This is a genomic window from Ignavibacteria bacterium, from assembly GCA_016873845.1.
Classification (GTDB): Bacteria; Bacteroidota; Ignavibacteria; order Ch128b; family Ch128b; genus JAHJVF01.
In genome coordinates, this window is the sequence record VGVX01000014.1 from 21700 (window position 1) to 44746 (window position 23047).

Below are 23047 nucleotides of genomic sequence, written 5' to 3' on the forward strand. Positions count from 1 at the left end.
AAACTGCAATGAATTCAATCATTAACAAAAGAGGACAACATGAAAACAATAAATAAGTATACAGCATTTTTTCTACTGCTATTTGCTGCATCTATTTTTGCACAAATACCAGCGCCGGAAAATCTAACGGCGGAATTCAGGACACACGGTCCGACACCAACAAATGCTTACGGTTTTGTTGAATTAAATTGGACTATGCCGTCTTCCCCAACTCCAACAATGTATCATTTCAAAATCTTTCGGAAAGATCCAAATTCAACGGAATTTCGTATGATCATGGATGGCTGGCGCGGCACAAAGTTTTTTGATTATAATGTAACTCCGGAAAAAACTTTCGAGTACTACGTTAAGGCATTCAATTCTTCAGGAATCAGTCCAGAATCCAATCATGCGACAGTAACAACACCCCCAATTCCAGATTTCGTAAAATTTGTGAGCGAACCTCCACGAACAGGTTCAGTCGGTGTGCAATTTGTTTATGATGCAAACGCTGTCAGCAACAATCCAACAGCAGTTATCACCTACTCTTTAGAATTAAGTCCCGATGGAATGACAATAGATGCATCGACTGGATTAATTCTCTGGACACCAACAATGAGCGGTGATTTCCATGTTCAAGTGAAAGCAACAAGTTCAAAAGGCGGGGTTGCTTTTCATGGATTTAAGATTTTCGTTTATGGTCCACTTGGGTTTATCACCGGAACTGTCACAGATGATTCTACAGGCAGCCCGATATCTGGTGTTGCAGTCTATTTTATAAATCTTGGTGCGAACAGACATGATTTAACATATACTGACAATTCCGGAAATTTCAATAAAGCTCTTCCTATTGGCTGGTATAAAATCAAATATTTAAAAGCATCCTACATTCCAGAATTTTACAATGACAAATCAGATTTCCGAACAGCGGATTCAATTCTACTAGGAGATTTTGCTCCATTCAATGCATCAGCAGGATTAAGCAAAGTTCCTCCACCGGTTTTTTATAATATCAGCGGATGGGTAAAAAATGCTTCTGGTGAGCCGGTAAGATCTGCTATGACAGTATTTTTAATTCGCAATACTCCAAATCCAAATCCCTCAATAGTCCCACTTCATCACACAATTGTAACTGACAGTCTCGGTAATTACAATTTTAGAGTGATAGGCGGAATGGAATATGTTGTATTTGCAAAACCGTTTAATCATACATACTATCCGGAATATTGGAATAATAAAAGATCTTTCCTCGAGGCAGATAAAATCCTCGTAAATGAAAATAAAACTGACATCAACTTTACAATGGATTTGAAACCAGTATATGCAAATGGTGTCAGCGGACAAGTTAAACACTTCACTTCGAGCGAGGGTGTTCCAGCACATATTACTCTTTATCGGTTGTTGAATATAGGATTCAGACCATTCAAATCTACCAGATCAGATTCGCTCGGAAATTATCTAATTGAAAATCTCGAACCAGGTAAATATATCATTCAAGCAATCCCGAGATTTCCTTTCTTCCCAGGATATTACAAACAAAGCGGCGTAGCAAAAACCTGGAGACAAGCGGATACTGTAACAGTCACAGAAACAGGAGTATTATTAGCATTGGATATAAATCTTCTTGCAAGAACCGATACCGGCTTCGCTGTGATTGCCGGAAAAGTTAGAACTACACAAGGTGATAATTTAGTCGGTGGAATAGTCCTCGCGGTCGATGTTGAGGGGAATATTGCCGGATCAGCTGAAACAGATGCAGATGGCAAATACTCTATAGAAGATTTGCCTGCTGGAAATTATACACTTGCTGTTGATGCGGTCGGTTACTTACAGGGAACTACGCCTAGCTTAACCGTTGATTATGCGAATAACTCATCGAAAGATGCAGATTTATTAGTCAGTCCGACTTCAACAACCTCAGTTGGAGATAAGACGAATGGCACGATACCGAACGGATATAAATTAATGCAAAACTATCCAAATCCATTTAATCCGAACACTGTTATTCGATTTGGATTACCTGAAAAAGCTAATGTAAAGATCGCAGTTTATAACTTGATTGGTGAAAGAGTGGCAAATTTAGTGAGCCAAGAGTTAAACGCTGGTTATCATGAAGTTCAATTTGATGCGAATGGACTTTCTTCCGGAGTTTATCTCTACCGAATTGAGGCAGGCAGTTTCATCAGTGTTAAGAAAATGTTACTCCTCAAATAACTCTCTCTATCATAGAGTGCTTCCCAATCGGGAAGCACTCTTTCTTTTTAATCAACTCTCTAAATAAAGAACCGAGCTTGAACCCAAACTTATTTTCTTAACTTCAATTTCTCTTGGACAATCTGTTGAATTTCTTTAACAGCTTCGTTAGGAATAGTGAGGGCAAGATTATAATGCACTAACTTCCAATTGTTTCCTTTTTTCACTAGGACTCCAGAACCTCGGCAAGGTCCCATCCCAGTTTCAAGATCTTCATCAAACCAAGCGACCGCCGTATCCCCCGAAAATATCACATTTCTGCGAATCGGAATTAATGACCAGGCAGACGATCTTTCAAAATATGGAGCTGACCATTTCAAGAATTCGGTTTTAGTCCATCTTTCTTCAGCGTCTGTTCCCAAAAAGATTCCCTCAGCATCAATGAAATTAAAATAAGATTCTTGGTCAGAAATCTCAGCGGATTTATGCCAACTATCTAATAGGTTATTTACCATCGTGTTTTCATCTTGCTGAGAAACTGCTTGCGAGGCGAGGAAAAATGTTAACAAAACAAAATACTTCATGATAACCTCTGCGAATTGGATGGATCCGTGGATTGAGTACTATCTTTATCTTTCAGGAATTGCTCTTTGATTAGTTCCAACTTGGATTTTGTGTCAGCATCTAAAAGGGGATAAGTAAGTTCACATTTATCCAATTTTTGGACTATTATTTCGCTGACTGCATAGCGGGAGAACCATTTTCTGTCTGATGGAATTATGTACCAAGGTGCGTAATCTTTACTCGTATAGGAAAATGCATCCTCGTATGCCTTCATGTAGTCGTTCCAATATTTTCTTTCTTCAATATCTTTAAGTGAGAATTTCCAATTTTTTGTTTCTGAATCAATCCTTGAAATGAATCTTTCCATTTGTTCTTCAATAGAAATGTTCAGGTAAAACTTCAAGATTATGACACCATTTTGGAACAAGTACTTTTCAAAGTCATTTATCTGTTTATATCTTTCACGCCAGATGTTTTCGGTTATTAGCTTTTGAGGAATATTTTGTTTACGGATCAAATCATGGACCTGAACAATTACTACTTCTTCATAATGTGAACGGTTGAATATTCCTATCCTACCACGTTCTGGAATTGCTTTGTGAATCCTCCAAAGATAATCATGGTCGAGTTCTTCTTTCGATGGTTCTTTAAAACTGAACACTTGACATCCTTGCGGATTAACTCCCGACATTACATTTTTGATTATTCCATCTTTTCCAGATGCATCCATCCCCTGCAGTATTATCAGCAATGAGTATTGATTTTGTGCATAGAGTTTCGACTGGAGTCGGCTCAATTTTTTTCTATTGGTTTTTAAAAGAGATTTAACATCGACCTTACTTGTAAACTCACCAGTGAATTTTGGATCGTATTTACTAAGGTCTACATTTTGACCTTCTCGCACTAAAAATTTTTCTGTATTAAATCCGTTTGTCATTTTTTATACCGTCTAAAATAATTTATTTCAATGTAATACATTTAACAATGTCTTTCAATCGAATTGGATATTTACGGTCGAATAATGTATTAATTGTATACAAATCATTTTTTCTTTTAAGAATGATTTTGCATCTTATATGTGAATATGTCAGAATACAAAAAGAAAATTAAACGTCAATTGGAAATTATTGGATCCGCGATTTCAGGTGAAAATGTCTTCACAACTTTCGATTTAGCTGATAGGTTCGATGTCGAGGAGTTAACCATTAAGAGAGACTTACGAGAATTGCGATCTCAAGGAGTTGACATTCACTCTTCAAAAAACAAAGGTATTCGAATTCTCTCTACTATTTCAAATAGCAAATTAAAGGAATTAATACTTGAGTATATCAGTTTTTCTTACTCTGAGTCGTTTCATGATAAAGCGACCTCGCTGCTAATAAAGAAACATGGATTGAAATCACTGAACTTGATAATTCAGATACAGGATGCAATTGAAACTCATAAAATTTTATTGATTAGCTATCATTCAAAAGCCGACGTACTTAAAAAAGATATTCGGATTAATCCAATTAGGATCTTTCAATCTGGCAACGATTGGCGGGTACTCGCTGAAAACAATGGAATAATCAAACAGTATATTATATCTAAAATTGAATCCGTGCAAAAGACCTCACAAAGTTTTTCTCCAATTTCAGATGATGTAATTGATTCGATGTTTAAGTTTTCACTCAGAAGCTGGGTCGGAAAAGAGCATTATGATATTAAGATTCAATTTTCAAAGAAGTGGGCTGAATTCATAAAAGAACGTGAGTATATTGAAACGCAAAAAATAAAAGACTTCGGTGATGGTTCGATAATTTATGAAGCGACGGTAAATTCCCTTGCAGAAGCAGCAACTTGGATTATTTCATTCGGTGAAGGTGTAAAAGTGATATCACCAGTGTCATTGAAAAAGGAAGTAATCCGTTTGGCTAAAGAAGCCATTTCTAACTACTAATCGGGCAAATCCATTATTAAAAAAGTATCATTAAATGATACCAATTTTCTTTCTCAGAAAATTATAATTGCATCAAAAAGGAGAAAGAAAATGAGCAACCAAAATCTACTAAAGCTTATTGGCAGAAATAATAGAGCGATTCAGACAAAAGAAATTTTTGTACTGGGGACTCACTCACTGAATAATATAATTCAGTTTTTCAAAAAGAATGGTTTTGGAGTAATAACTCTCCAAGGGATTGAAAATCCAAAAAATAAAATTCAAAAAATCGAAGTCAAAAAACTGGAGATTGAACTTCAACGGCTTGGTTTAAACTATGTTAAATTTCAAGGAAGGTGGATGATCAATTTTAAAGAGCCAATAAACACACGTGAAATATCATTTTTTATATTAAAGCCGGATTTGAAAACTATGGTATCACTTTCAAAACAGTTCCAACAAGGGACTTTTATCTTTTCTGAAAATGGAGAGCACAATCTTTACTATATGGATGGCTATAAAGTTATGCTCGAAAAAGATGAACATTTATACGGCGAAATAATAGAAGAGGCTTTTTTGTTGAAGTTTAAAGATTTCAAGTTCGTATTTGATACAACAATTGATTTCAATTTCCAATTCATTGACAGCAGGAGCCTCAAGTCTGGCGACACTGTTATTATTGAACGGTCAGATATTAATGAAGATGTGCATAATGTCGAAATAATTAGTATCGAAGACGTAAGACAAAATGCTCTGATAAACTTCACCAGGGAAAATGTTTATAATACAATCGAACCCAAGGTTTTTCATTTCGATGAGTTGAAGTATATGATAAAGCTGAACTTAAAGAATGAGCCGAATGGCCAATTCTTGATGGCACAGGCTGTTTAATAGAAATTGATAATCCTTAAAAAATAACAAGTGGAGATTTGCAAAATTATTTTTATATTTTAGCCATTAGGAGCATATATGGCGAGTATAAAGAGAGGATTTATCCTCATTTGTGATGATGATATTAAAATAGCGAACTCGATTCAAGAAGAATTATCAACTTCTGAATACGAATGTCACACCGTGAATGCCGGGGACGATGCAATTGAAAAATTGAAAGCATCTCCTTACGACATTTTACTGCTTGACCTTGACATCCCGAGAGTTCCTGGAATAGAAGTTCTAAAATTTGCATCGTCTAATACCCCCTTCACTCAAGTAATAATGTTGACCGGTTCAGCAGACGTAAATACAGCCGTTCAATGTATGAAACTTGGGGCCTACGATTACATCAACAAACCATTTCGAATGGATGAATTGCTGCAAATCGTTGAAAAAAGCATTGAAAAGAAAAATCTGCTTACTAATATTACTATTCTCTCGAAGGAAATTGAACAACGGCAAGGAATAAATATAATCGGAGAAAGCCCTACCATTAAACAATTGCTTGAAGTTGCCAGCAGAGCAGCAAATTCTGAGCTGCCAATCCTTATTCAAGGTGAAACTGGAACGGGAAAGGAATTATTAGCGAAATATATTCATTCTGTCAGTCCGCGAAACTCTAAACCAATCGTAACATTGAACTGTGCCTCCTTTCCAGACACGTTATTCGAAAGTGAATTATTCGGTCATGAAAAAGGTTCATTCACAGATGCAAAAAATACAAAACTTGGTCTTGTAGAAATTGCCAATGGCGGAAGTCTATTTTTGGATGAAATCGGCGAGCTTTCTCTTCAAATCCAACCTAAGCTTTTAAGATTTCTTGAAACAGGCGAATTTCGTCGTATTGGAAGTTTGAGTACTCGTAAATCGGATGTGAGAATAATTGCAGCAACAAATAAAAACCTCGAAGAAGAGGCGCAGGAGAAAAAATTTCGGCAGGACCTTCTGTTTAGATTGAATGTGATAACTTTGGTTGCCCCCCCCTTGCGTAATCGGAAAGATGATATAATTCCTCTCGCTAATTTTTTCTTAAAGCTGAAATCAAAATCTAAGTCTATAAAATTATTATCAGAGGAGGCTGAAAACTTTCTGTTAACACATCAATTTCCAGGCAACATAAGAGAACTGGAACATTTAATTGAGCGCAGTCTAATCTTCAGTGATGGTGAAACAATTTTCCCAAAACACTTTAATTATAATTATCTGCCTGCTGCTGAAAGTAACGGTTCGACTATTAAAGAGAGTGAAATCTTTGATAAACCCCTTTCTGAATACTCATCGGAACAGATTGAAAAGATTCACATTGAAGCAGTACTCAAGGAGAATAATTGGGATCGTGATAAATCAGCGAACAAGCTCGGAATCAGCAAGAAAACCTTATACTCAAAGATCAAAAAATATAATATTGAGTGAGCATAAAGGAAAAACTTGAACCTAAATAGTAAATTTTTCCCCGACCTAATAAAAACATTTTCTTCCGCAGGTTTTGGTATTTGCATTGTCGACACAAAATTCAATATTAAATGGGCTAATGATGTTCTTACATTTTGGTACGGTAAAGATTACATAGAAAACCACACCTATCATAAAACGATAAACAATTCTGATTCCGCCGAAATTTGTACGCCTTATCGTGCCTTCAAGGATAATAAAATTATTTCCGAAGAAGAATATGATCCCAACAATAATCGATGGTTCTTGGCTACTGCATATCCAACTAAGGACGAAAACACATCTGAACATATAGCCATTGTACTTCTTGAAGAAATTACTGAGAGAAAATCTGTCCTCGAAAAATATCTTTCGCAATTAGATATGCTTGATAATGTTGAGGATGCTATTTATACAACTGATTTCAATAACCGTATTCTTTTCTGGAACAAAGGAGCTGAAAAGATCTATGGCAGGAAGTCAAATGAAGTAATTGACAAGATTATAAATAAAGATTTTAATTTATTCCCGGAGCCGGATACCGAAGTAATACTACAAATGACCAAGGAACTGGAAGTTTATCGAACTTATTATTTTTTGCGCGAAGAATATAAAGCGGACGGTTCGGTCATGTGGGTTGAAGGGAATGTTTCTTTGCTGAGTGATATTACTGATACACCTCTGGGTTTAATTTATATTTCAAGAGACATTACCACGCGAAGAAATTCAGAAAAATTAAATCATTTAAATGCACGGCTTCAAAGAGATTTAAGAGAAATTTCTTCATTATTACTGAGTGGAGCCGAGCTCCATACTCTCGAAAAAGAAATTCTATCAAGGTGCGTAAATCTTACAGAAAGTAATATTGGAATACTTGCCAATGTAAGCGATGAAGTAGTAGATATTTCTTCATCTTATTCTCATTTAGAACAATCTGATAAATTGGATGTAACTACACATCTTCAAAAAATATATGAATGGATTACATTAAACAGCTCGAGTTTCATTTCCGACAAGGAAGACGATAAGGAGATATCACTTGCAATTAAGAGAATATTAAAATCGAAGGATATCATTGTTTCGCCCATTACAGTCAAAAAAGAAATTATTGGTTTGATTTTAATAGCAAGTTCGAAATTTGAATTTTTCAAAAACACTATAGATGCTTTGAACTCATTCATTTCGATTTATTTGTTCGTACTTAATCACTTTGATAGAAAAAGATTTCAAGAGACATTAGAAGATAAATTAAGACAAACTCAAAAATTTGAAACTGCTACAGCACTTTTAAGCGGGGTTGTTCACGATTTTAATAACATTCTTACAGGAATCCGCGGCGCTATCGGTCTTCTAAAGCATAAAACTATCGACGAAAAAAATATCGAATACATTAATAGTATCGATTCTTTGTTAGACCGAGGCACAACTCTATCTAAAAATCTTTTAAATGTCGGAAAACCAACTCCGCCAGAGAAGAGTGTTTTCACTGCGGAAAAAATAATTGAAGAAGTAACTCACTTTATCAAACAAATTCTTCCAGCTAGAATTCAACTTGAAGTTTCCCTTTCAGAAAATCTCCCGAAGCTCGAAGCCGATTATTCGCAATTGCATCAAGTTTTAGTAAATATTGTATTGAATTCCAGGGATGCTATTTCAGATACTGGTAAAATCTCAATTAACGCAGATATAAAAAGTTTTTCCCAAAACGATTACAATCAAAATGCTAACATAAAAGTCGGTAGATTCTTAGGCATATCAATCTCAGATTCAGGATCCGGAATTACGAAAGAGCACTTGAAAAAAATATTCGATCCTTATTTTACGACCAAAGATAGCTCGAAAGGAACTGGACTTGGATTATTCGTTGCTTATAATATAATCAATTCGCACGGCGGTTTTGTAATTGTTGAGAGTGAGCTTAATGAAGGGACAACTTTTAATATTTATCTTCCTTATAAAGCAAGTTCTTTAGAAGCTTCCGCGGTAAAAAACTCAAGAAATGCGACTCACTCAGGCACGATCCTTCTCGCTGACGATGAGAACACCATAAGGACTCTTCTTTCTGAAATGTTGAGATTGCAAGGGTATAAGGTTTTAGAAGCTAGTTCGGGAGCTGAAGCAATCCATTTATTCTTAGCTGAACAAGAAAAAATAGATCTTGCAATCCTGGATTATCACTTAGATGATATGAATGGCTTTGATGTTTTACAATCAATTGGTGAAGTGAATAAACTGTTTCCAATATTTATAGCTACTGGTGTTACGGAAGAAAATATTATTGTTAACTTAAAATCAATTGGTGTAACGAGGATAATTGAGAAACCCTACGAATTTGAGAACTTATTGGATTTAATTGATGCAACTCTTACCGGCGAGTAGAACCTAGCTGCTTGTCTTTTTTGTCAAATCGTTAAAATCTATCATTTTTATTTCTCTGTCGTAAGCTGAAAGTGCAGGATTTTTTAAGGCATTTAATTTATTCAAAATTGAAGTTATGGTTGTTATACCTTCGTCAATTAAAGCAACTTTTTCTTCTAACACTTTTTTGCTCAAATCTTTTTTGTTCAATTCGCGTTTTACTGCATTTAGTGCGAGTGACATTAAAGTAAGCGGCTGCTTAATTTCGTGATTAGCAGTAACTACCGTAGCTTCATAGATTTGATATTTTTCATTACGAATGGCTCTTTGCTGATATTCAGCAAATCTAATTGCTGAATTAATGCGTGCAATTAATTCAACTTTATCGAATGGCTTTTTTATATAGTCGAAAGCACCAACTTTCAAGCCCTCTTCCACATCTTTCGCATCAACTTTTGCAGTTACTAAAATAATTGGAATTAATGCTGTACTGGTATCTTTTGAAAGCTGCCGGCAAACCTCGAATCCATCCATTACTGGCATCATGATGTCAAGAAGTATTAAATCTGGTTTTTCGCCTTTTGCTTTTTCAATTCCATCCTTTCCTGAAAAAGCTGTCAGCACGAGAAAATTCTCATGCTGCAATCTTGATTGAAGATAATAAACGTTATCAGGACGATCATCGATTACGAGAATTTTATATTGTTCGGATTGAGTTATCATTATTGTGAATGTAAAACTTTCCTTATAGTGATTAGCAGTTCATCAAGATCATAAGGTTTGCTTAAGAAATCCGTTGCCCCCAACCGACGAGATTCCATTGCATCTTCAACATCTGCGTAACCAGTCAGGACAATTACTTTACCAGGATACCCACGCTTGTTTAATTCCTTAAGAACATCGATACCGTTTACATTCGGCATTCGGAGGTCTAAAAGTATTAATTCAAAAAATTCATTTTGGAGCCGTTCAAGCGCCTCTGCTCCATCGTTTGCTACTTGGGTATCATATCCTACAGAAGTTAATTCTTCTTTGAGGATAGTTGTCATTTTTATATCGTCATCGACTACTAGGATTGTTTCTAAAGCATTCACTATAACTTACCTTTTATTTTTCGTCAATTGGCGTCATTTGATGAATCTTAAAGTCTTTATTATACTGATCACGTCTTTCTTGGATCAGATTTTTGTCCTGTTTTTTTTCTGCAAACCGTTCTTCGAGAGTTGGGTTTAATTTCGCTTTAAGTAAGATTATCAATTCCTTTTTGGCTGACACTTTTGAATCGAATCCAGCTAAATATCTTATACCAAACACCCACCATGGTAAATCTTTCAGTATTGGAATACCATTCCTTTCAACCTTATCTTCTGTTATATACAAACCGCCAATAATAGTCTCTTCTCCATCAATTAAAATTACATTGGTAGAAGCTTTCGTTTTTTTGATCTCAGTAGTGATCTGGCCTGGTATTGCAGAGCTTCTCTCAGCATCAAGATCGATTAAAATGTAATTCTTCCCATCTTCCTCAAATACGTATGGAGTGACCCTAATAATCGTACCAGTATTATAAAATCTTTCAACAGTATTACCTGCAAAGTCTTTTTCACGGGTTGAGAAATCTGCACCTACTTGAATCTCTCCCTTCATCCGATCTCTCACAGAGATTTGCGGCGATGCGATAATTTCACCCATCTGATTCTGCTCGAAGAAGTTAAACATCGCAGTTGCCTTACCAAACATTCCTAATACGTCATTTGACTCAGTACTTACACCCAAGTTAAAAGTTTTCTCCTGTTGAGCTGTACCAGTAGTTGTTGATGTACCTCCGGTAGGATCCAATAAAGTTGGATCAACTTTACCTAACTCTCCTCCGAAATGAAACTTATTATTTTTACTGGAGAGCAGCCACTTCCAATTCATTCCCACATCTTTTGACTTCTGCACATCAAGCTCAAAAAATACTGCTGAGATACTCACTTCCCTAGTGGACATATCTACACCTTTCATCTCCTCAGGCATAGTGAGCAATCCAGCTTTTTTTGGAAGAATTTTAAAATATTCCGGCGTCTCGGCAAATTCCAATCCCTTATATTTAAGAATCAGCAGCAAAGCTCTGTACCAATTCATTGAGACTATGTCAATTCCGATTGGCTCAATAATTTCTTCACTAAGAACAATAATCTTACTCATGTACTGCTTACTTAATTTGCTGAGCATTTGCATTGCCTGATTAAACGGAAGAGATCCGGATAACGACACTATCTCTTCAGGAGCATTTGACACAATAGTTCGAATTTCTCTTTGACTTTGAGCAGGAGCCATCGAAGTAGTTAAAAAGAGAACGGCAAAAAAGTAAATAAATGTTCTCATTGTTTAGTCTCCTTTACATTGAAACTTTTTAAGTCTAAAACAATTTTTTCAACTATACCGCCGCGATTAAGCATGAATTCGCATTTTTGACGGTCGTAATCAATTTTAGTTAAGTATCCCAGATAAACGGGATCGCCTTCCATAAGAGTGTAAGAATTTCCATTTTTATCCATAATGAATACTCCATCAGGAATGATTGCAAGTAAAGATGCACCTTCAACTTCCAGCAGTTCTTCATAATTAGGGGGAATATCGGGCGTAATGAGAGGATAAAAGTAGTCAGAAATTTTAAAATATTTTTTATCCGATGCCTCTTCATAATTTAGTGCAAGATTTTTATCGGAAGTAAAGTAGGAATCTAAATTAATATTAAACAATACTTGGTATAGAATCTCACCAGAACCTTTCGTTAACGTTGAATTTTTCAGATTCACACTTTTGATTTTATAAAGTTTTTTCGACTTCTCCAATTCATATAATAGCCTAAAAACGTCATTAAAATCTCCCTGTCCGTGTAAAATGAAATGATCAATTGAAGCAGCACCAACCGGCTCTGTGTTTTCATATTCTATGTCCATCCGTGTATATGGAGTAAAATATTTAGAAATTCTGATCACATCATTATACGTATCAGTCATTGATTCGCGAAATGGGATTGCTTTCGTCCTATTGAACAAAATTGAATCAATCCTTTCCGATTCACGGGTTAATGAATCGTATGTAATCGCCAGAGCTTTTGTATCAGTGAATTTTTGATTCAACTCATTCAACTGTACATTCTTTGCTTTAAGTGTTTTTGGCTGAGAAATAAATATGTAATAACCCGCACCAAGACCGATTACAAGAAATAATATTATCAAAATTATTGTGTTTCTAGTTTCATGACTCATGGCGCTAATCCCCTGTATCCATATTTATCTGGATTCATATTAATTTCGAATTTGTTTACACCACGTTCTCTAATTTCTTGACTGATTATATTTTTCAAAATGGAGTTCTCTAAATAATCTGAAAAATCTGGAATGATATGCCGATTAATACCAACACCTTGTATATTTACGCTTCCATCGGTTGCAGCGATATTTGTGATCCAGATCTTCTTACTTTCAGGATGAAATTCCTGAATCTTTTTCAAAATGTTGGTCCACATCTCTGCCCCTTGAACAAGTGTATCAAGCGTTTGCTGAATTTGAAGTCCAGATTCTATTCTCCATTGAAGCTGTTCCACACGGCTGACCATCTCAGCGTTCTCTGTAATCACTAATTGCTTGTTATCAATTTGCGATTGAACATTTGCAATCTCTTTATTATTTCCAACAAACCTTTGAGTGAAGAAAACCACCATCAAAAATATTAGAGCAAGAAGTGCATATCCAAGTGTACCAAGTTTAAATACTCGCTGTGATTCTCTAACAGATTCAGGAAGTAAATTAATTTTTGGCAGAGCCTTTGTGTCAGGCTTGAGATAATTCAGAACAGGCAGAATAGCTAATGTATAGACAGGAATCTGAGTTCTTTTTTCCTCACTGAGTCTCGTCAGATCCCATCCGTTAAATTGAAGTATCTCAATATCAGATAGTGGAAAGCTGCCATAAAAAGTCAGTTGTATAGTCGACTCAATTACTTCACCACATAAAAAGATTTTATGCAATTCAGCAATTTGAGCCATATCCATCTCTAAGGATATTTTACTTATAATTGTGTCGTGAAATCCATGAGTCTGAATTCCCACGCTGAGGTAATCAGACATGTGCTTAATCTTGTTATCCTGAATGAATATTAATCTCGAAGATTCAACACCGACATAGGCAATGAGATAAGTTTTCCCTTTTTCAAGATGATATTTTTTCAATACATGATCGGCGAGTAATGCATCGGCACTTGTGATGTACGGAATTTTTAAGTTCTTTACGTTAAAACTTGCAGCAATATCATCAAGATGCTTAAGAACAGGGAAATATTCATTCGTATAAATGGAAAGTATGTTCCCATCTCCAAAATCAACAGAATTGATATTTTCAACAGATGCAGAAGATTTCTGTGACTCAAGCCATTTCTCGAGCATCAATTTTTTTAGATTTTTAGCATTTAGCTTTTCTACATTGGATAGTAGATGGTACGAAACATGCGGTTCGCTAACACTCGGGATGAATACCAAATCTTTAATTCGATACCTAGATAAAGAACCAACTAAAGGATTCTCTGATTTATCTTCAAGCTTGCTTTCGTCCTCAGTGAGAAGAATTGCAGAGTCATCAACAACGAATCCTTCTTCATTTGTTTCTGCCTTAAATTCAAAATCTCTAAGCCCCGCACCGCCAAAAGAAAACAGTTCTAAAATCGATAGCTTAGCCCCCGATTTCTCAAGAATGGCGACTTTTGTCTCGGGTCCATCAACAAAAATTCCAACGATTTTTTTCATTACATTTTACTCGCTAATAATTGTTGAATTCTCGTTTTTTGATTTGCATAAGATATTGCGGTTTCATAAGTAATTCGTCTCTGGCGGTATAACCGAGTTAAATCCTGCTCCATCGTGATCATTCCATGCTCATTCCCCTGGTGAATCATCTGATAGATCTCAGTTGTATTATTATTTCTAATTGCTGATTTAACAGATGACGTTACAACTAAAACCTCTTTAGCCAGTGCACGTTTCCCATCAACAGTAGGAACCAGTTTTTGGGATACTATGCAGCGAAGTACGTCTGCCAATCGGACACGCACTCTCTCTTGCTCATTTACTTCTATCTCTCCAATTATTCTATCAAGTGTTTCAACGGCAGAAGAAGTATGCAATGTTGAAAAAACTTTGTGACCGCTATCGGTAACATCAAGGGCAGCTACTATTGTGTCGTTATCGCGAAGCTCGCCGATAACAATAATGTCTGGATCCTGCCTTAATGCTTGAATGGTGCCTTCTTTAAATGAAAGTACATCACGTCCAACTTCTCGATGCCTTACTATACATTTGTCTGATTTGTGAATATATTCGATAGGTGAACTGATTATTATTATATGTCCGTTGGATGCATGGTTATTCTCATCAATTATTGAATCCAGCGTAGAAGATTTTCCCGAGCCGGTGATTCCAGTGACTAAAATCATTCCCTCTTTCAAAAAATTGATGTTCATGAGTTTTGCGACACTCGGATGTAACTCCAAGGCACTGAAAGGTCTAATCGTTGCAAGAATTGCACGAACATTTAATGACAATTCATCAATTTCAAAGTATGAATCTGCTCGATATCGATATTCTCTTAAAAATGGTTTCTCTTCCCGTATATCAATTGAAAAATCTAGATTTCTGTATTGCAGCAGAAGTTCGGTCTGCTTTTCAGTAAGTACGTTGAGAATAAAAACATTCATTTCTGTGTTTGTGAATTCTGGCAGATGACCCATGGGCTTTTTATTCCCGTGTATTCTCATCCAAAACTTGTTTAATCCTCCAGCTCCTCCAAAATCCAAATCGGATGCTTCAACTCTATGCATATCAAAAAGAATCGACTCGACAAATTTCCTAAGCGCAGCCCTCTTTACTAGGTTCATCTCCTCAAGGAAATTTCTACAAAATAAGATTTTTTCCACACCACGGACCTCTTTCGGCACGTTTTCATTCAAATTGGAGATAATCTCTCGAACGTCCTTTACTAATATTTCAAATTCTTTTGTATTCGTTTCTATGAACATACTATTCTTCCGTTGTTGAAGATACCACCTCTTCTAAAGTAGTTAAACCATTCTGTACACGAATAAATCCTGATTCACGGAGCGTTAACATATTGTCTTTCTTCGCCTGAATACGCAATGCTTCTTCATCAATATCGGAACCTGCATTAACAATCAATTTGCGTATATCTTTCGAAAAATAGAGAGCCTCGTGAATTGCCATTCTTCCCTTGTAACCGGTATTTGAACAAATAGGACAACCGACTGCTTCATAGAAGTTTGTTTCTTCAACTTGTTGTTTTGTCATACCAGCGGCTTTCGCAAGTTCCTTATCAAAACTCTTTGCTGGTTTTTTGCAGTTTTCACAGAGCTTCCTGATCAATCTTTGTGCTACTATAATATTTATTGCATAGGCCAAGAGGAATGGTTCAATTCCCATTTTAAAAAGACGGGAGACCGCGCTTGGGGCATCATTTGTGTGAAGAGTTGAAAAGGTGAGGTGACCGGTATTGGCTAATTTGATTGCGATCTCCGCCGTCTCTTTATCTCTCATTTCTCCTACCAGGACGATATCAGGATCATGCCGTAGAATTGATCTGATCGCCTGTTCAAAATTCATTTTTGGTCCGATTTTTAATTGCCTCGCACCACGAATTACATACTCAACAGGATCTTCAACAGTTAAAACGTTTACTGTTGGATCTATTACTTGATAAAGCGCGGCAATAAGTGTTGTGCTTTTTCCAGAACCAGTCGGTCCGGTCATAATAACCATCCCTTGTGGTTTACTTATTGACCTCATGAAGAAGTCATTCGCAACTCCATCGAAACCAAGCTTTTTAATATCAGTTATAACTTTTCTATCGTCAAGAATTCTAATTACGCAGGATTCAAACTTCGTGCTCAACTCGGTTCCAACCATCGGAAGAATTGAAACTCTAAACCGAATGATTGTACCATCAATATTTCTCTGGATGAATCCATCTTGGGCAGATTCTCTCTCGAAACGATCTAAACCTCTCGACCTATCTTTGACTACTGATAATACCGCTTCAGGATATGTGTTTTCTTGCACATGCCAAAGTGAAAGATTGCCATCAACACGGAAGTGAATTTCCGTCTTCATCCCTGATTTTGGGACAAAATGAATATCACTTACACCTTTTCTGACACCTTCAACTAAAGAGGCTTCTATCAGATTGATCAATGCACTTTTGGATATCTCTGCTTCAAGTGCGGCTTCATCGATTCCTTCTTCTTGAGCCTGTTCAACCGCAATTTCTTCAGAAACTTCTTCAAACATTCTCAAGAATGGATTATCGGGAGGAATAACTTTATTTATTACGTCGTCATAATCTTTTTTTGTGATGAAAATAATTTCGTACTTGCGTGCTCCAAAACCAGCAGCGATTTGCGAAATGTACCTGTTCGTTGGATCAGTCGATGCAATGATCAGCTTATCCTTCATTTTTGGATCAAAGGATATCGGAATAATTCTATTTTCAAGACAATATGCTTTCGAGGAATCCGGTAATTTATCCATTAGCTTTTTGATAAATTCAAGTTCCTTATCAGCTAACGGATAGGAATGTGTACTGAATATTTTGAAAGCATAAATATTTGCAACTTCATGAAAAATCTGATCGTGATCGAACTGAAAATCTTGAACAAGAATTTGAGCAAGATTTCGCCGAGGGACAGATTTGTCATTGCGTTTTGTTTGGAGCGCTTTTTCTAATGTCGGAAGATCAATCAATCCTTTCCGCAGCAGCCAAAAACCAATTTTATCAGTTTGCTCTAAAGTCTCGATGCTCATCGTTAGAATAGTCCCGTTATAAAGTTGATAAATTGAACTCCTGGGGTCTTCGGGCGAATTGTTGCTGTTTCAGCGGAAACAACTGTCAACGCTGTAATTACTACCATAATTATCATGGCAATTACCAATTGAATTCCCTCAATTAAATATTTCAGTTTATGAGTTGTTTCGCTTTCATAATAATTCGCAATCTGAAGTGCCGAATTTTTTACGGTGCCCGTTTCTTCACCCGAGTGAAATCTTGACAAAGCAGTTTTTGAAAAAACTCCAGATGCTTCAAAAGCATCAGTCAGGCCCTTCCCTTCTTTGATCATCAAAGGGATCGCAACATTTTTTATTCGATCTTCGAAATATTTATTCCCTGATGCCTCGGCTGCAATTTTTATTGGTTCGATATTTTCTGCTGATCCCGTATATAAAGAATAAAACACACGGCAAAAAATTTCAATTACTGTTTTGTGAACCAAATTTCCAATGATCGGCATTTTAATCATGTAACGATGAAGAACTATTTTCCCCTGATGAGTCGAACTATAATAGAACAATCCAATTGCAGGAAGGAGGAATGCTAAAAATAGATAGAGATAATTATCTTGAATAAAGTAGCTAAGATCCAGTGTTGCAGCGGTCATTGGAGGTAATTCGATGCCAAAATTCAGAAATAATTCGGCAGTAGCTGGAAAAACTTCGGCAATATAATAGAGGCAGGTCAAGATCAAAACTACTATTGTGATGGTTGGTGTCAACATAGCACTTTTTAAATTCTTTCTAAATTCCTGCTGCCTCTCAAGAAATTTTGCTGTGGCTGTATAAACTTCAGCCATATTACCGCTCTTCGAAGCCAGACCCAGCATGTAGCAGGTAAAATTGCCAAATACATTTTCGTACCGCCTAAAAACTTTTTCACTGTCTTCACCTTTTTTCAAATCATTGTTGATTTCCCTCAATGATTCACGTAAACTTTTATTTGTCACGTCATTGATCATTAATTGAAGAATTTCACCATAAGAAAGCTTTCCGTTTAATAGGTCTGCGCTGATTCTTACAAACGAAACTATATCCGAAGTAGGCGGTTTCATTTGGAAATCGAAAAGTTTCTTTCTAACGTATATTACCTGATACCCAAGTTTTAATAATGCCTCTTCAACTTCCTTCCGTGTATATGCTTTCTGTTCACCGTAGATAGGTTTTGGAGTGCCGGATTTTTTAACCTTGTAGAAAAAACCAGATTTTTTCTTAATACCCTTGATTACAAGCTTATTCCGTGTAGCTACTTCCTTGACTTTTTTCTTAGCTGTAAATATGTTGTTACTGTAAATTATTCCAGCTACGTTTTTACCAGAAGTTGTAATAGCATTAAATCTATATTCAGCCATTATTCACACAAATTCATCAGTTGTTAATTGTAACAATAATTCCCGCAGTTGTAACTACTGCAGTAGCTTTTACTTTAGCCGAACCATCATTCCCAGTTTCATTCCCAGTTCCGATTATCGTTACGGTTTGCGCGGCTACAGTCGCAGTAAACGTTCCATTACCGGTTGTATCGATATTAACTGGGATTGTCCATCCAGTGAAAGTATTCCCACCTCCTCCCATTCCGGTTGGAGTGCGATAATATTGGTGTGCAAAATTAGCCAATGTATTAAGATCTGAAATTAATCCATCTCGATTCGCACTCTGAGCGCTTGTAGTTGCAATGTTAATTCCTACAACGATTGCGATTCCAACTATTATCACTCCGAGCACAATTAATAACAGTTGCTGTTGACCCATTTTCGGAACTCCTTTTTACTTTTCAGTAATAATAAATTATCACCAACACTCAGTCTTTTCATAAAAGAAACTGTTATAATATAATCAGTTATAACAATTAATTAAAGACATTTCCTAAATGCAATTATATAAAAATTTATATCATTGTCCAGTAAAAAATTTAGAAATTTTTCTTATTAAACTACCCCACCACAGTGAAAGCTTCCTTCCCATTTTAAGCATGAAATAAATAAAGCCCTAAAAATGAAAAAGCCCCTGATAACAATAACAGAGGCTTCGCTTCTTTGTAAATCTATAAAAGCTAATTATTAATCGTTACTGTAATTCCTGTAGGAGTGACTATTGCAGTAGCTTTAACTTTAGCCGAACCATCATTACCGGTTTCAGTTCCAGTTCCAACTATTGTAACTGTTTGTGCTGCAACTGTTGCTGCGAATGTTCCATTTCCTGTTGTGTCAATTGCCGGAGGTATTGTCCATCCTGTAAATGTATTATTACCTCCACCCATTCCAGTCGGTTTACGGTAATATTGCTGTGCGTAATTTCCGATAGTATTTAAATCGGCAATCACTGCGTCACGGTTCGAACTCTGTGCACTCGTTGTTGCAATGTTAATCCCAACAACAATTGCAATTCCAACTATAATAACACCGAGCACGATTAATAAAAGTTGTTGTTGTCCCATTTATTTTCTCCTTCTAATGCTTTTTGTTAATTATTATAAAAAGTTTTATTAAATAGTTATTAGTCATAATCGTTTCTCTTCACTAATGTTATAAAAATAATATTCAAAATCAACAAAAAAATATTATTTTAAATTAAAACGAGGTTAAAATGATATGAGACAAATCAGAGCGTTTATTCCAAAAGTTACTTTTTTTTGTATAATTCTATTGAACAGTCTACTGGCACAAAATTTTAGTCATTTTGTTTTTAGTGAGATGCTACGTATTAGTACATACAAGGGAAAAATCGATTACAATCGTTTCTTAAATAATACTAAATTTGATCAATATCTTAAATCTTTGTCTAATTTCAATTTAAGCAAATTGGAAAGTGAGGATGAAAAGTTAGCCTTCTTTATTAATGCTTATAATGCACATGTAATAAAAAATGTCGTGTCGGACATTGGGATTAAAAACGTTAATAAGAACTTTTTTACTGTCCATAGATTTGTAGTAGCCGGGATGGAATTCAATTTAGAGAGTCTTAATGATTTTATTTCATCAGAATTTCAAAATCCGTTAGTACATTTTGCCTTGATTGGAGCGGCAAATGGATTTCCATATATCAATGACCGCGCCTATGAATCGAATTCTTTGAATAAATTTCTTGAGCTAAATTTTAAAAATTTTATACAAGATACACTAAAAAACAGATTAGATAGAAAAACTAAAACTTATTTTTTATCTGAATTATTTAAATGGTACAAAGATGATTTTGAAAGTGAAGCGGGATCAATTATCAATTTTATTTTACCTTATCTTCCTATCAATGATAGAAGCTTCCTTAAATTAAACAAAGTTGAAATGAAATTTACTCCTTTTGATTGGACATTAAATAAAAAATAATTCTATTAATTCTTCTAAGTCCCAAAAAATATTTAACAAATAGGATCCTTAAGAGTCACATTAAGTATATCTACTCAAACCAATATTGTATTTGAACTCTTTTCTGGGCAAATCCATAGCCAGAAGCATAACCGCCGCCACCACCACCACTTTTTGCAACAATCGAAGTGGCATTTTTAATCGAAGCAGAAGAAAATTTAATCCAGTGATCCCGATTACCTGAGCAATTCTTACTGGTTTCTAAGTTGGGCGATAAAAGCAAAACCGCACCCAGAATATCTAAATGGAAATGAAACATATAATCACCAATTACCAAACCCTGAAATGCATATTTTGCATGTGTTTCTTTAATCCTTGTGGTGCCACTCGGATTATGTATTACAAGAATTCCTTTATTATTTGAATAATTCCCTAATTCGATTTTCTTTTCCTGATTATTTGGAATTTCGATATAAGTTACTCCACTTAAAGGTAATGAGAGAACATTAGGATCTGTTACATACTGGCTACCTTCTGCACCACTCACAGCAATACTTTTTAATGTTCCTTCTGGATAACCCAAAATTTGATCAGGAGATGTTGGGAATGTACCGCCCCAATCATAATACTCCTCTATTGAATTAGGATTTTCAGGAAAGGAGGGTGGATAATCGATACCATTCTTTGTCCCTCCGATGTAGCCTTTCTCAGTATTAACAAAATCAACGCTAGTAGAAACTCCATAAACTCCGGAATTAGGAATAACATTATTTTTCAGGTCATGATCTCTACCATCGATATACATATCACTGATTGTTTTATTTAATGTACTATTTGCAGTCCAAGCTCCTCTTACGACTGGGGGAACAAATCCCTTATTAAACTTAACATAAGTGGCAATATTTTTATTCACATTCATATAATTTGCGGTAACAGATATTTTAATTAGACTATCTCCCGCAAAAAAAGTATCTATAACAGAGTAGTATGCAACCCCTCCAAAAAAGGCTTTGGATAATTGCGTTGGCACTCTCCACGAAGAACTATCGGATAACTGTGATAGTATCATTTCGACCATGCTATTGCTAATATTTCGGGCATTTACATCACTAAAATATTCAACAGTATCTTGTGTTGAATCGTTTGTAGATCTATTTACAGTTATACTAATTACTCCAAAAATTAAAATACTGCCCAAAAGTAATATTAAAACTAATCGTCCCATGAAAAATCTCCTTCGTTAATTAAAATTTTTTGGCCTGATAATTTTTTTCCATTCGGCTCCAGTATAAACACCCTCTATTGGATATGGTGATTCAACTTTCAAATAAACGCCGATACTTCGTATTCGATTTCTATGCGTTTGACTATTTAACGATCCATAATTTATCTGACTACCGGCTGAATCATAGTATGTTAACTTGAAATTAACAACCCCTAAGTTTGAAGATTTTGGCGTTTCGTTATTATAAACCCGATACAGCAGTCTATCATTAGGGTTGGGTGTAGCTGTCAATTCAGAAGTCGAACCAATGTAATATCTCAAAGTATCTGCATTGCCGTTATTATCCATATCAGTATAAAATTTAATTTCAGTAGAATCTGCTGTAACTATTTTATTGCCGGTAATTCTGTACCCGATCTTATAAAAATCGTACTCAATTACAGCACCAAGTTCGGTAATATTTGTTTGAGCCATATTTGAGTTGATTATATCCCTCGAAGAATTTTCTATATAAAAATTTATTCCTATTATCATCAAAATTACAACAGCTCCAATTACTGTAGCAGTCAATATGTCAATGAGATTTCCCATCTATTAATATGAAACAATATGATATAATTTCAATGTGTCCGTTAAACTGAAGTTAAAAACAAATACATCAATCCTTTTAGTAAAAGTTTTCGATAAACTTTTTGTCTCGGGAGTCATTTTTTGAACATAATAAACTTGAACCTTTGTATTAAACGTTCCCATCCTTGAAAGTGAATCACTTCTTGTGAAATTATTGTAGTCATCTATATCATCGAATAGAGTACTTTGAGTTTCACCAGTTTCTGGGCCAAGTGATCCAACAGCAGTTAAAGAATTTGTGCTCGAGACTCCGCTTGTAGTCGTGTTTTCATCAAATGCTTTCATCTGTATTTCATCAATAATCGATTGTGCTATTCCAGTGGCCGAAATTGTTGCTTCATTCACTAATGAAATTGTTATTCTGGCTGTGCTTGCCCTGTAAACTGTTAGGATAAATACAGTCAGCAGTAAAATACCAACTATTACCATTAGAGTTTGACCGGTATTCATATTATTGTCTCGTCATAAGTTTTAAATTTATTCAATAACTCCCGAATTCTCTTGTAATATAATCGGAATAATTCTATGAAAATTCAATATGAATCTTAGGTTCTCAGACAATTGCGATTTTTTATTGCTACAAGCGTTCATTTATTATTTTCATCCATTATTGATGGAGGTATTTCATCCGCTTC

Annotated in this window: 21 protein-coding genes; 6 read left to right on the plus strand and 15 right to left on the minus strand. The window is 35.4% G+C overall.

Annotated elements, in window-relative coordinates; translation table 11 throughout:
* Positions 1–39 precede the first annotated feature (39 nt).
* A complete protein-coding gene (locus FJ213_04870) occupies positions 40–2193 on the plus strand; it encodes a T9SS type A sorting domain-containing protein (GenBank protein ID MBM4175491.1) in 2154 nt (717 codons plus the stop codon).
* Positions 2194–2282: 89 nt separating this feature from the next.
* On the opposite strand, the gene FJ213_04875 is transcribed toward FJ213_04870, so the two are convergent.
* Positions 2283–2756 (minus strand): nuclear transport factor 2 family protein, encoded by a 474-nt coding sequence (locus tag FJ213_04875; protein ID MBM4175492.1) that lies wholly within the window; start codon positions 2754–2756, stop codon positions 2283–2285.
* Positions 2753–3673 carry a polyphosphate kinase 2 family protein gene (locus tag FJ213_04880; protein MBM4175493.1) on the minus strand — a complete coding sequence of 307 codons (921 nt, stop codon included), beginning with the start codon at positions 3671–3673 and terminating at the stop codon, positions 2753–2755. The genes FJ213_04875 and FJ213_04880 overlap by 4 nt, the downstream gene beginning before the upstream one ends.
* A gap of 147 nt (positions 3674–3820) precedes the next feature.
* On the opposite strand from FJ213_04880, the gene FJ213_04885 reads away from it, so the two are divergent.
* The 4 genes from FJ213_04885 to FJ213_04900 all read left to right on the plus strand — a co-directional run bounded on the left by FJ213_04885 (position 3821) and on the right by FJ213_04900 (position 9397).
* Positions 3821–4675 (plus strand): WYL domain-containing transcriptional regulator, encoded by an 855-nt coding sequence (locus FJ213_04885; protein MBM4175494.1) that lies wholly within the window; start codon positions 3821–3823, stop codon positions 4673–4675.
* Positions 4676–4765: 90 nt separating this feature from the next.
* Complete coding sequence (locus FJ213_04890; protein ID MBM4175495.1) at positions 4766–5545, plus strand: hypothetical protein; 780 nt, start codon at positions 4766–4768, stop codon at positions 5543–5545.
* Positions 5546–5623: 78 nt separating this feature from the next.
* The gene (locus tag FJ213_04895) at positions 5624–7000 is read left to right on the plus strand and encodes a sigma-54-dependent Fis family transcriptional regulator (protein ID MBM4175496.1); all 1377 of its coding nucleotides are present in this window, start codon (positions 5624–5626) and stop codon (positions 6998–7000) included.
* 15 nt (positions 7001–7015) lie between these two features.
* Positions 7016–9397, plus strand: a complete 2382-nt coding sequence (locus tag FJ213_04900; GenBank protein ID MBM4175497.1) for a PAS domain S-box protein — start codon at positions 7016–7018, stop codon at positions 9395–9397.
* Positions 9398–9400: 3 nt separating this feature from the next.
* On the opposite strand, the gene FJ213_04905 is transcribed toward FJ213_04900, so the two are convergent.
* From FJ213_04905 to FJ213_04950, 10 genes are all read right to left on the minus strand, one after another.
* Positions 9401–10099 (minus strand): response regulator, encoded by a 699-nt coding sequence (locus tag FJ213_04905; protein ID MBM4175498.1) that lies wholly within the window; start codon positions 10097–10099, stop codon positions 9401–9403.
* A complete protein-coding gene (locus tag FJ213_04910; protein MBM4175499.1) occupies positions 10099–10470 on the minus strand; it encodes a response regulator in 372 nt (123 codons plus the stop codon). The genes FJ213_04905 and FJ213_04910 overlap by 1 nt, the downstream gene beginning before the upstream one ends.
* Positions 10471–10483: 13 nt before the next feature.
* Positions 10484–11746 carry a type II and III secretion system protein gene (locus FJ213_04915; protein MBM4175500.1) on the minus strand — a complete coding sequence of 421 codons (1263 nt, stop codon included), beginning with the start codon at positions 11744–11746 and terminating at the stop codon, positions 10484–10486.
* Complete coding sequence (locus FJ213_04920; protein MBM4175501.1) at positions 11743–12636, minus strand: hypothetical protein; 894 nt, start codon at positions 12634–12636, stop codon at positions 11743–11745. The genes FJ213_04915 and FJ213_04920 overlap by 4 nt, the downstream gene beginning before the upstream one ends.
* Complete coding sequence (locus FJ213_04925; GenBank protein ID MBM4175502.1) at positions 12633–14168, minus strand: hypothetical protein; 1536 nt, start codon at positions 14166–14168, stop codon at positions 12633–12635. Before FJ213_04925 ends, FJ213_04920 begins: the two co-directional genes overlap by 4 nt.
* The gene (locus tag FJ213_04930; GenBank protein ID MBM4175503.1) at positions 14168–15436 is read right to left on the minus strand and encodes a twitching motility protein PilT; all 1269 of its coding nucleotides are present in this window, start codon (positions 15434–15436) and stop codon (positions 14168–14170) included. The genes FJ213_04925 and FJ213_04930 overlap by 1 nt, the downstream gene beginning before the upstream one ends.
* 1 nt (position 15437) lies before the next feature.
* A complete protein-coding gene (locus FJ213_04935) occupies positions 15438–17231 on the minus strand; it encodes a type II/IV secretion system protein (protein MBM4175504.1) in 1794 nt (597 codons plus the stop codon).
* A gap of 2 nt (positions 17232–17233) precedes the next feature.
* Positions 17234–18607 carry a type II secretion system F family protein gene (locus tag FJ213_04940; GenBank protein ID MBM4175505.1) on the minus strand — a complete coding sequence of 458 codons (1374 nt, stop codon included), beginning with the start codon at positions 18605–18607 and terminating at the stop codon, positions 17234–17236.
* 16 nt (positions 18608–18623) lie between these two features.
* On the minus strand, positions 18624–19007 hold the full coding sequence (locus FJ213_04945; protein ID MBM4175506.1) for a hypothetical protein: 384 nt from the start codon (positions 19005–19007) through the stop codon (positions 18624–18626).
* A 301-nt stretch (positions 19008–19308) separates the two neighbouring features.
* Positions 19309–19692, minus strand: coding sequence for a hypothetical protein (locus tag FJ213_04950; protein MBM4175507.1), 384 nt, complete (start codon positions 19690–19692; stop codon positions 19309–19311).
* Positions 19693–19846: 154 nt separating this feature from the next.
* Between FJ213_04950 and FJ213_04955 the strand changes: the two genes are divergently transcribed.
* Positions 19847–20578, plus strand: a complete 732-nt coding sequence (locus tag FJ213_04955; protein MBM4175508.1) for a DUF547 domain-containing protein — start codon at positions 19847–19849, stop codon at positions 20576–20578.
* 70 nt (positions 20579–20648) lie between these two features.
* On the opposite strand, the gene FJ213_04960 is transcribed toward FJ213_04955, so the two are convergent.
* From FJ213_04960 to FJ213_04970, 3 genes are read right to left on the minus strand one after another with little or no spacing between them, the layout of a single operon-like run.
* A complete protein-coding gene (locus FJ213_04960) occupies positions 20649–21782 on the minus strand; it encodes a hypothetical protein (GenBank protein MBM4175509.1) in 1134 nt (377 codons plus the stop codon).
* Between the two features lie 15 nt (positions 21783–21797).
* Entirely contained in the window at positions 21798–22373 is a 576-nt protein-coding gene (locus FJ213_04965; protein ID MBM4175510.1) for a hypothetical protein, read from the minus strand.
* 3 nt (positions 22374–22376) lie between these two features.
* A complete protein-coding gene (locus FJ213_04970) occupies positions 22377–22862 on the minus strand; it encodes a hypothetical protein (protein MBM4175511.1) in 486 nt (161 codons plus the stop codon).
* Positions 22863–23047 lie beyond the last annotated feature (185 nt).